This window comes from Martinezella paranaensis, assembly GCF_014200235.1.
In the GTDB taxonomy this organism is placed as follows: Bacteria; Pseudomonadota; Alphaproteobacteria; order Rhizobiales; family Rhizobiaceae; genus Rhizobium; species Rhizobium paranaense.
On sequence record NZ_JACHBI010000025.1, the window covers coordinates 36,279 to 45,950 of the forward strand.

Sequence of the window (9,672 nt, forward strand, 5' to 3'; positions counted from 1 at the left end):
CTTTATGGCTTCGCTCAACACTCTTCCCAGGGGAAACTATCAAGTCTTTGGGCACCTGCCGAGATGACAAGAGCCTGTGTCTCAAGCTTGATGCTCTCGGATCCTTCCTCCGCAATCAGGCTTTCGACGTTCAACACCATGTTTTCTTCGATGATGCCGCTGAAGCCCGGATCGAAATCGGGGTGGAGCAGAATACCCGGCCACTCGTCGGCCATTCCGTCCTTTGCCTGATATAACTGGTGCCTTGATTTGGCTGCTATCCGATTGTTTTCATTGATATGGATTTAAACGTTGTTTCCGAATTTTGATAAAACCAGGATATAACCAGGCGACTTAATTTCTGCATCGGCGGAGCGATGTTGCGCGCAATTCAACAAAACGCGGATAAAAATCCGCGTCTTTGTCTTCGCGCCATCGCCTTGTTTCCACTTGAAGTTTTCCCACCACGAGGTTCTGGAACGGCCGAATCTGATATGAGGGAGATAAAAGAGGACCCACAGTGCCGATTCACGACCCATGCGCTCTGCTCAATCGATTACTTGAAGAACCGATCGAAAGCGCGTGGTTGGAATTCAAGGTCAACAACAAGGATCCGGTCCAGATCGGAGAATACGTGTCGGGGCGTTCATCGCCGCGGCGGCCGCCGCTCTCGGTGGAATGCAACGTGACGAGGAGGAAGACCTGCTGGTCACGGACCGCCGTACGGTTTGAAAGCCAGCCGAAGGCGCGCCGTCACATGCGAGCGCCCTCTCCCAAGGCTTGCAACGCTCTGACCCGAGGCACCTCCCGGAACATTCAGGGCCTCTCCATGTTCGGTGACGACGCAATCAGGCGCCAGGAGGATCCAATGGCTACCGAGAAAACGCTGAACGACTTATTCCTTGATACGGTCAAGGACATCTATTTTGCCGAAAAACAAATCCTGAAGGCTTTGCCGAAAATGGCCCGCGCCGCCCAGCTTGAGGAAGGCAAGGCAGGATTCATCAAGCATCGTGACGAGACACAGGCCCAGATCGAGCGCCTTGATCAAGTGTTCGAACTTTTGGGCAAGCCAGCCCGCGGCAAAACCTGTGAAGCGATCCAGGGCATCATCGCCGAGGGTGAAGAGATCATGGAAGAGTATAAGGGCACGAAGGCTCTCGACGCTGGGCTGATCTCTTCCGCACAGGCGGTCGAACATTATGAGATCGCGCGCTACGGCACGTTGATCGCATGGGCCAAGCAGCTTGGCCTCAAGGACGCCGTGCCGCTCCTTCAGGCGAGCCTCGCTGAAGAAGAAGCCACGGACAAGAAGCTGACGCAACTTGCGCAGTCCGCCGCCAACCCTCAGGGCAAGGCCGCCTGAAACCTAGGCAGGTCTCACAAAAAGCCGCTCAGCGGGCGGCTTTTTGTGCTTCTTCGGCACCGTACCATGACCTCGAAAACATCTTCGTCACTCGGCACGTTGCGTGTCTGAAAGCGAACGCCGTCGATGAAACTTGTTAAAGCTTCGACGCCCACTAAATGACTGGAATTGCGCCGCGACGGTTTGGACGATGTCAGCTAAAGTCCTCATCGAGCTGTGCGGCGAGCTGCTGGCGCGCCCGGTTGATGCGGCTCTTCACCGTGCCGATCGCGCAGCCGAATTTTTCTGCCGCGTCGTCGTAGGAGCGGCCTTCGATGACCACATATTCCAGCACCGCCCGGTAAGGCTTCGGCAACAGGTTGCAGGCCCGTTCCAGCTCCTTGGCGCGGATCGTCCACTCCTGCGATGGCGCTTCCACGCCAAAGCCCGAGACGCACTTCTTGCTGCCGGGCGACTCGCGCTTGGCTATGCGAAACTTTGTGCAGAACGTGTTGCGCATGATGGTGAACAGCCAGGATTTCAGCCGTGTACCTGGATCGAACTGTCCAAGATTGGCGAGCGCCTTGGTCAAGGTTTCCTGAACCAAATCGTCGGCATCGGCAGAGTTCCTGTAAAAGGTCCTGGCGAAAGCACGAAGAGCGGGAATGAGATTGACGATTTCCGCCTCTAAGTCGGCAGATCGGGACGTGTCGAACACAACGCTCTCCTTCCAACCGCGTCATTGACGCGATGTTTGCATCGCCCCGCAAGTGCAAACGGTTACCGGCTCGGCACCTTGCGGATGCCGGGTCGGATCATTCCAACAATTTATTGAACGAGTTGCCGCGATAGCACCTGAACCCCGTCAAACCTCCTCAAGCGTTTTTCGCATCCAGTGACAAACGGCCCTGCCTTCAGCTTGTTCCCTAGAGGCTTTCAAAATCTCGGTCCGTCTCCGGTCTCTTCTCGCCGGGCGTCTTCTTGTTCACTTTGCATCGTCGAGCCGACGATATTGGCCTCTCGCATCCTTGCGGATTTGGGCCGCTTCGTTGTTGCCAGGATGAAGCTAATCGCCGAGGCCGATTTCTGCAATCAATGGAAGATGGTCGGAAGCCAGGCTCGTCAGACGATTTCGAGGCACGCTCGTGCCGAGGACCGCAAGATCGGCGCTGACGAAGACGTGATCCAGCCGCATCAGCGGATAGCGTGACGGAAAAGTCGGTCTCGCCGGCTGATTGCCTGAGAGCTGGACGTCCTTCAAGACGCGGGTGGCAAGCCGATAGGCTGCGGAAACCGGGACAGCATTGAAATCCCCACAGAGAATGGTCGAGGCTAGGTCCTTGCCGCCCGCCGGGAGCCAGGCTGGCCCGAGAAGCGCCGACATTTGCTGCACGCGATCGCGCCCCCGAAGGCCGAGATGTGTGTTGACGAGGTGCAATTGCCTGTCTCCTATCATGACCTCGACGGAAAGCGCCCCACGCGGCTCGCCCAGCGAAGGCAAGGGCCCAGCCTTGATCGCCTTTGTCGGCAGAGCCGTTATGAGCGCGTCTCCATATTGCTCGTCGGCTACGGTCAGGGCCGGATTGAAATGCGCCTCCATCTTCAGAAGAGAGGCGATCATGCTCGCCTGATCGACGCCGCCAGTTCTGTGGCGGCGAACATCGATCTCCTGCAATGCCACGATGTCTGCCTGCGCCTCCGCGATAACCGCGGCGATCCGGGCAGGGTCGATCTTGCGATCCGTACCAATGCAACTGTGCACGTTATAAGTCAGAATTCTGATCGATCTTCCGTAGGGCATTGCCTGGGAACACCGAACTCGCCCGATCGTTCCGCATCCTTGGGACTGTGTTTCACACCCCTGGAGAAGGATCGCGGATGAGGTTGAAACGCCTGATTTGGAATGGCCTGCTCATCGCAGCGATATGCCTGGCATTCTGGCTCCTGTATCGCATTCTCCACCAATACAGCTTCGATGACATCAGGAACTCGCTGTTGAACATTCTGCTTCGGCGCCTCGGCTGCCTGCACGAGTTGCTTTCGGCTTTCGCGGACGGCGCCTTCTTCCGATCGGTCACGGCCTACGTGCTGGCCAACACCGCCGTGCTGGCAACCCAGGTTCCGGGCGGCCTCGGCATCCTTGAGACGACTGTCGCCTATAGCGTGCCGGACGCGGCCTCCATCGGCGCCTTGATCGCCTTTCGCTGCATCTATTTCCTCATCCCGCTCGTGCTGGGAACGACCCTTCTGATCACCAGCGAACTGGCGTTTCGGCATCGCTCAGCTCGAACGAAGAATGCGGAGAAGGTGACCGACCAGACGACGAGAACCCAGTCGTCCTAGCGGCCGGACGGGATCGAGCAGCGCGGTCCCCACAATCGGCTCTGTCTTTTCGCAGGTCGTTGCAAATGGCTTGAGGCACCGGGCCCCGACATTCAGCTCGGTGATCGCCTCGATCAGCGATCCGGTCCGTTGAAAAGCATTTCGAACGGCACCGGCCGCACAGCCTAGATATTCCGCTATGAGCGTGTTGCGCAGCTCACCGATCGCCAAACGGTGAGCGGGCTTAAGTGCCTGAAAGAGAATATCGCATTCGGTATCAAGCCCCTCGGACCGGTGGTTGAGATTGGAGGAGCCGATGCGAAGCACATTGTCATCGGCGATCAGCAGTTTCGAGTGAACGAGCAGTTCGACTTGCTTTTCACCATCGGGAACCAAGGGGTAGAAGACGCGCAGCCGACCATGACTGTCCGCATCCATGAGACGCCGGATTATCCTGTCGCGATTCCTTCCCATGACAAAGTTCTCGATCAAGCCATGGGATTTGTGCGTGCAGACGATGACGACCTCCAGCCCGTTGCCTTCCCGCAGGCGAGCTTCAATGGCCTCCGCGACATTAAAGGAGGCAAGGTATTGCGTTTCGATATAAAGCTGATGTCTTGCCTTGGCGATCACGTCCTTTGTCATGGCAATGCCCTGATGCAGGCCATTCCTGAAGAAGGTCGCCGGTTCGGTCGTCGCGAGCCTGACGGGCACATTCTCCAGCGATGCGACGAGATCGTTCGGCCAGCCAACGGCCGCCTGCGCTGGCAAGGCCCTGTAATCCTCGCCGGCGGCATCCATCCATCGTCGCCTCGCCACAGAGGCGATAAGCCTTGCCGCATCCCCCGTCACCATGGCTTGCAGGTCGTGAAGGGGCTCGTAGAACAAGCCTTCGGAATCACGCTTCAGCTTGTCACGAACCCTGTGGCCCCAGGTGTCCCAGCGCCGCGATGTCAGATCGATTCCGCCGATGAATGCCACGGAATCGTCGATACAGACGAGTTTCTGATGATGACATCCGCGTATGGCGGGCTGGATGGCAAAGCGAAGATCGATGCGACTGTTCTTCGGAAAGTTTTGCTTGCGCAACACCTTCAAGGATTTGTCGGAATAGAGCGGTCCCAAAGCCCAGATCAAAATTCGGACCTCAAGATCGGGATTGGCATCCGCCAGAGCATGCAGAAGATCACCCAGCGTTTCCTTGGAATTCTCAGGCTGCAGGCGGATATCGGGATTGAAGTCCCATCCGATGATCCAGATCCGCTTTCGCGCATGGCGCAAAATGTGGGCCAACCGAGAGAAATAGGCACTGCCATTGATAAGAAAGGCTGTTCTTGCCGCAATACCTTCCAACCGCATATCTTCGGCTTTCGGCGACATGGCAGAACCGCTTGCTCCTCTCTGTTTCCGACAGCCGATCGTGCTCCGACAGGTCCTTGTCGCTTTCGCCCCACCGAAACGCAAACGCCTGAATTTTTCCAAGGTTCCGTCGAGATACGCTTGATGATGCGTGGTTTTTTAAGGTTGAGGAACAAGTCACCAGCCGCGTGGTTCCTATTGAATGGCAAAGACAGGCACAATCAGTATCGGTATCTCGGGCTGGACTTACGCCCCTTGGCGCGGCGTCTTCTATCCGGATGACGTGGCGCAGAAAGGTGAGTTGGCCTATGCCTCGCAGCAATTCCCTTCCATCGAAATCAACGGCACCTTTTACGGCCTGCAGCGGCCAGAAGTCTTTGCCAAGTGGTGCGACGAGACGCCGGACGATTTTGTCTTCGCGGTCAAGGGCTCCCGCTACATCACCCATCTGCGCAGGCTGCGCGAGGTGGAAACCCCGCTCGCCAATTTCATCGCCTCTGGCGTTTTGCGCCTGGGTCCGAAGCTTGGACCAATCCTCTGGCAGTTTCCGGCAAGACAACGTTTCGATCGCGATCTGTTTGCCGCTTTCATGCGCATGCTGCCGAAAGATACCACCGCCGCATCAAAGCTTGCCGCGCGGCACGACGAACGGCTGAACGGTCGCGACTGGCTGCAGGCCGATGGCAAGAGGCCGATCCGCCATGCATTCGAAATCCGCCACGAAAGCTTCGTCGACGCAGATTTCATCAACCTGCTTCGCGAGCATGAAATCGGGCTCGTCTGTGCTGATACCGTCGAATGGCCGCTGCTGATGGATGTGACGGCTGACTTCGTTTATTGCCGCCTCCACGGCTCTGAAGAGCTCTATATCAGCGGCTATGACGACAAGGCACTGGATATCTGGGCGGGCAGGATCGATGCCTGGGCACATGGCCGCGAGCCGGCAAACGGCAACCGCGTGCTTGAGCCGCTGAAGCCGGCGCGCAATGGCCGCGACGTCTATGTTTATTTCGATAACGACGTGAAAGTGCGAGCCCCTGCGGATGCAAAGGCACTTGCAGCGCGGCTTGGACTGGCACATCCCGCGACCACCGGAAGACATTTAAAATTTGCCGTAGCTTGATTTTGAAGCGGAGCTGGATGTTCGTGCTCAAGCAAGCATCATTCATCACACCGCACTATCGAAGTCCGCGCTAAAAAAACCACGTCGCCACCATCCCAAGAACGGATGCGGCCACGACTGCCGTCGACGTCCATCCAAGCCAGCGCAGCCAGCCGGTAACCATAAACTTTCCCATGACCTGCTCTTTCGCAGTCATCAGCATCATGATTGTCATCACCGGTACGGCTACGACCCCGTTGATTACCGCGCTCCAATACAGGGCCGAGATAGGATTGACGGGCGTGAACAATATGCCCATTCCGAGAATACAGGCCATGCTCAAGGTCGCATAAAAATGCTTTTGCATGTTTTGGTTTTCTCGAGAGGCCGACCGGCCACTTGAAAGCCTCACCGACGGCGTAGGCGGCTGCGCCAGCAAGTACCGGAACCGCAAGCAACCCGGTGCCTAATATGCCAACGGCAAACACGATGAACGCGACATCGCCCGCGATTGGCCGCAAGGCTTCGGCTGCCTGCGCCGAGGATGAGATATTGGCGACACCGGTCTTATGGATTGTTGCCGCAGTTGTCGCGATGATCGCAAGAGCTATAATGTTTGAAAACCCCATGCCGATCAAAGTGTCGGCGCGGATGCGTCTGAGCGCGGCGGGCGCTTCTCTTGGCGCTTCGACCAGTGGATGTTTGTCGCCATTGACATGCTCATCCTCGACTTCCTGGGAAGCCTGCCAAAAGAATAAATAGGGTGAAATCGTCGTGCCCAATATGGCGACGATGGTCGTGAAGAATTCAGCATTCCAGACGATTTTGGGCACGAAAAGGCCCGCCGTTGCCTCGCCCCAGGATATGTTGGCCGCAAACATGGCGGCAACATAAGCAAAAAGGCTGAGCGTCATCCATTTGAGCACGGCGGAATAACGATCATACTCGACAAAAACGCTGGCAATCGCGCAAGCGCTTCCGAAACCGACGACATAAAGCGTCTCAGGCCCGCCGATTAAAAGTTGCAACGCATCGGCCATCGCGCTGAGGTCGGCTCCGATATTGATCGCGTTCGCTATGAAAAGCAGTCCCACAATGAAGTAGAGCAGCCAAGCCGGGTAGTGCCGGCATACATTTCCGGCGATGCCATGTCCGGTCGTGCGTCCGACCCGCGCGCAAATCTCCTGAATTGCCGACATCAGCGGATATGTCAGCAGCATTGTCCATCCGATGCCATATCCAAGTTGAGCCCCCGCCTGACTGTATGTTCCTATTCCGGAGGGATCATCATCCGAAGCACCGGTGATAAAGCCCGGTCCCAAAATCTTTAGGAACCGGCGAAAGATCCCATTTCCTGCCATCGCCCCCTGTCGCTCCGTCGTCTCAGTCAAAGACATGCTCCCGCTTCTTCAGCCAAGCATAGACGGCGTAGTTTTGAGCCTTTCACTGCCGGCAAAGGCGTGCTGAAAAAAGCTGCAAAATGCCAAATAGTTCCAACGGAATTCTTGAGATCAGAACGATCCAGCAAGTATGCGAAACTACCACCCTTCAGTCGCTCCTCGCTTCGATGCATCAGGGAACCGTCGCGCAGGTGGCTGGAGCCATCCTTTCGAATTCCCGTCTACCCGTGCGCCACCGAGCGCGCCCGACTCAGGAACCTTCGCGGCCGGCGACAGTTAGGGAATTCCATTGGATCAACGGAGGTTATGATGAAAAGGATTCTCGTTGCCGTGAGCGCGGCACTCTTCGCATCCGGGACAGCTTTTGCTCAAAGCAGCACGACGGTGGTTATTCCCGGAGAAGTCAGGACCTATGTGACGGAACAAGAGGTTCCATCCGTCACCTATGACGGCGATATCGTCGTCGGCAGCGAGTTGCCGAGTTCGGTGGAAGTACACACCATTCCCAGTAACAACGACTACGCCTATACGATCGTCAACAAGAAGCGTGTTATCGTGAACCCACAAACGCGTAAGATTATCGAAATCGTGAAATAGCCGAAGTCCGAAACCAGGCATCAGGGTGTGACACCATCACTGCCTGGGGTGCCTGGTGAAATCAAGACTGCGATACGCTTGCGATTTCCCGCCGTCGGTCAGGCGCCAGAGGCTTTCCCTGGCGCCCCGTGGGCCGAACCTTCTTCCTTGACGTCGCGCGGCGTCGGCGTCGTAATGGCGCCATGGTCTGGGTCCCTGACATCCTGTCCCTTCGAACCATCAGCCCCACTTGCAAGCTCACGATCACGGCTTTCGCGCCTCGTGTGTCGCAAGGTCGTTGCTTCTTCGATCAGGGAAGTCAGTTCCTCGTCGGAAAAGTCGGATAGATCAATGGTCCTACTCATGATGGTCTCCTAATCCGGTTCTCACATGCCAAACCCGCCGCATTGAAGCGTGCCCCATGCAGGGTTCCAGCGGACACCCCGGACAGCTTCACATAGATGGGGAGGGTTTCGCCACCGACCATCTTGTTTCGCGCAATCCGGTTCCATTTCCTCGCCCGGGAATATCGCATCGTCCTCGCCGGGGCGTGCGACCTTCCGGATAAATCCTCTTATCTGGTTGCCAGAGTGATAGAACTTGATGACAATGCAACCCGGCGGAGCGGCGTTCTTGCGATATTGTCGATAGATCTCCATCTGCTCCCCCTGATTTCACAGCGTCCCTATAGGATCGGTTTGCCTCCCGTCACGGCGACCGTCGCCCCCGAAACGTAGCTCGACAACGGATCAGCGAGCATGACATAGGTCGTCGCGAGTTCGGCAGGCTGGCCCGGCCGCTTCATCGGGACCTGCTTTCCGAAATTCTCGACCGCCTCCTTGGGCATGGTCGACGGAATGAGTGGCGTCCAGATCGGGCCGGGCGCCACCGCATTGGCGCGAATGCCTTTCTGCGCGAGCAGTTGCGCAAGACCGGCGGTGAAGTTCTGGATGGCGCCCTTGGTCGTGGCATAGGCAAGCAATGTGGGATTGGGATTATCCGAATTGATCGAGGCGGTGTTGATGATGGCGCTTCCCGGTTTCATATGCGGAACAGCGGCCTTCGTCAGATAAAACATGGCGTGAATATTGACCTTGAAGGTCAATTCCCATTCCTGGTCGCTGATATCGCCGATGTCGTGGAAGCTTGCCTGGTGCGCGGCATTGTTGACGAGGATGTCGATCCCGCCGAGTTGCGCGATCGCCTCCTCCACGATTGCGCGGCAACGCTGCGGATCCTGAATGTCACCGGGAACGAGAACGGCCTTACGTCCTGCGTCCTCCACCCAGCGCCGGGTCTCCTCCGCATCGTCGTCTTCATCCAGATAGGCAATGACCACATCGGCGCCTTCGCGTGCGAAGGCAATCGCAACGGCCCGGCCGATGCCGCTGTCGCCGCCGGTAATAATCGCTTTCTTGCCAGTAAGCCGGCCCGATCCCCGATAGGACTTTTCGCCATGATCCGGCACCGGTTGCATCGCCGCGGTATGACCGGGCATCGGCTGCTGCTGCGACGGAAATGGCGGCGTGGGATGCGTGACCATGGCTTCCTCCTTGCTGTCGGTAAACTCCCATTCTCAACCACCGGCC

The 9,672-nt window shown here is 57.2% G+C and carries 8 protein-coding genes and 3 pseudogenes; 4 read left to right on the top strand and 7 right to left on the bottom strand.

What is annotated here, in order from left to right:
* Nucleotides 1-14 precede the first annotated feature (14 nt).
* Nucleotides 15-221, bottom strand: a pseudogene (locus GGD50_RS31215) (aminopeptidase P family protein); the annotation flags it as partial.
* A 626-nt stretch (nucleotides 222-847) separates the two neighbouring features.
* On the opposite strand from GGD50_RS31215, the gene GGD50_RS31220 reads away from it, so the two are divergent.
* Complete coding sequence (locus GGD50_RS31220; protein ID WP_183941035.1) at nucleotides 848-1,345, top strand: YciE/YciF ferroxidase family protein; 498 nt, start codon at nucleotides 848-850, stop codon at nucleotides 1,343-1,345.
* Nucleotides 1,346-1,538: 193 nt separating this feature from the next.
* On the opposite strand, the gene GGD50_RS31225 is transcribed toward GGD50_RS31220, so the two are convergent.
* Both GGD50_RS31225 and GGD50_RS31230 read right to left on the bottom strand, forming a co-directional pair.
* Nucleotides 1,539-2,042 (bottom strand): sigma-70 family RNA polymerase sigma factor, encoded by a 504-nt coding sequence (locus GGD50_RS31225; RefSeq protein WP_183941037.1) that lies wholly within the window; start codon nucleotides 2,040-2,042, stop codon nucleotides 1,539-1,541.
* Between the two features lie 348 nt (nucleotides 2,043-2,390).
* Complete coding sequence (locus GGD50_RS31230; RefSeq protein ID WP_183941039.1) at nucleotides 2,391-3,125, bottom strand: endonuclease/exonuclease/phosphatase family protein; 735 nt, start codon at nucleotides 3,123-3,125, stop codon at nucleotides 2,391-2,393.
* Between the two features lie 221 nt (nucleotides 3,126-3,346).
* On the opposite strand from GGD50_RS31230, the pseudogene GGD50_RS31235 reads away from it, so the two are divergent.
* A pseudogene (locus GGD50_RS31235) lies at nucleotides 3,347-3,667 on the top strand (UPF0104 family protein); the annotation flags it as partial.
* Here GGD50_RS31235 and GGD50_RS31240 read toward each other — a convergent pair.
* On the bottom strand, nucleotides 3,605-5,026 hold the full coding sequence (locus tag GGD50_RS31240; protein ID WP_183941041.1) for a phospholipase D-like domain-containing protein: 1,422 nt from the start codon (nucleotides 5,024-5,026) through the stop codon (nucleotides 3,605-3,607). The pseudogene GGD50_RS31235 and the gene GGD50_RS31240 sit on opposite strands and share 63 nt — an antisense overlap.
* A 181-nt stretch (nucleotides 5,027-5,207) precedes the next feature.
* On the opposite strand from GGD50_RS31240, the gene GGD50_RS31245 reads away from it, so the two are divergent.
* Nucleotides 5,208-6,128 carry a DUF72 domain-containing protein gene (locus GGD50_RS31245; protein WP_183941043.1) on the top strand — a complete coding sequence of 307 codons (921 nt, stop codon included), beginning with the start codon at nucleotides 5,208-5,210 and terminating at the stop codon, nucleotides 6,126-6,128.
* Between the two features lie 70 nt (nucleotides 6,129-6,198).
* Here GGD50_RS31245 and GGD50_RS31250 read toward each other — a convergent pair.
* A pseudogene (locus tag GGD50_RS31250) lies at nucleotides 6,199-7,468 on the bottom strand (NRAMP family divalent metal transporter).
* A gap of 348 nt (nucleotides 7,469-7,816) precedes the next feature.
* Between GGD50_RS31250 and GGD50_RS31255 the strand changes: the two are divergent.
* Complete coding sequence (locus tag GGD50_RS31255) at nucleotides 7,817-8,104, top strand: DUF1236 domain-containing protein (RefSeq protein ID WP_183941045.1); 288 nt, start codon at nucleotides 7,817-7,819, stop codon at nucleotides 8,102-8,104.
* A gap of 98 nt (nucleotides 8,105-8,202) precedes the next feature.
* On the opposite strand, the gene GGD50_RS31260 is transcribed toward GGD50_RS31255, so the two are convergent.
* Together GGD50_RS31260 and GGD50_RS31265 are read right to left on the bottom strand one after the other, a co-directional pair.
* Nucleotides 8,203-8,448 carry a hypothetical protein gene (locus tag GGD50_RS31260; RefSeq protein WP_183941047.1) on the bottom strand — a complete coding sequence of 82 codons (246 nt, stop codon included), beginning with the start codon at nucleotides 8,446-8,448 and terminating at the stop codon, nucleotides 8,203-8,205.
* Between the two features lie 320 nt (nucleotides 8,449-8,768).
* Nucleotides 8,769-9,626 carry an SDR family oxidoreductase gene (locus GGD50_RS31265; protein ID WP_183941049.1) on the bottom strand — a complete coding sequence of 286 codons (858 nt, stop codon included), beginning with the start codon at nucleotides 9,624-9,626 and terminating at the stop codon, nucleotides 8,769-8,771.
* Nucleotides 9,627-9,672: the final 46 nt, after the last annotated feature.

What these genes read in the sequence shown, in the direction of transcription:
- GGD50_RS31220 (WP_183941035.1), top strand. Translation starts at nt 848, where the DNA reads ATGGCTACCGAGAAAACGCTGAACGACTTATTCCTTGATACGGTCAAG.
- GGD50_RS31230 (WP_183941039.1), bottom strand. Translation starts at nt 3,125, where the DNA reads ATGCCCTACGGAAGATCGATCAGAATTCTGACTTATAACGTGCACAGT.
- GGD50_RS31240 (WP_183941041.1), bottom strand. Translation starts at nt 5,026, where the DNA reads ATGTCGCCGAAAGCCGAAGATATGCGGTTGGAAGGTATTGCGGCAAGA.
- GGD50_RS31245 (WP_183941043.1), top strand. Translation starts at nt 5,208, where the DNA reads ATGGCAAAGACAGGCACAATCAGTATCGGTATCTCGGGCTGGACTTAC.
- GGD50_RS31255 (WP_183941045.1), top strand. Translation starts at nt 7,817, where the DNA reads ATGAAAAGGATTCTCGTTGCCGTGAGCGCGGCACTCTTCGCATCCGGG.
- GGD50_RS31260 (WP_183941047.1), bottom strand. Translation starts at nt 8,448, where the DNA reads ATGAGTAGGACCATTGATCTATCCGACTTTTCCGACGAGGAACTGACT.
- GGD50_RS31265 (WP_183941049.1), bottom strand. Translation starts at nt 9,626, where the DNA reads ATGGTCACGCATCCCACGCCGCCATTTCCGTCGCAGCAGCAGCCGATG.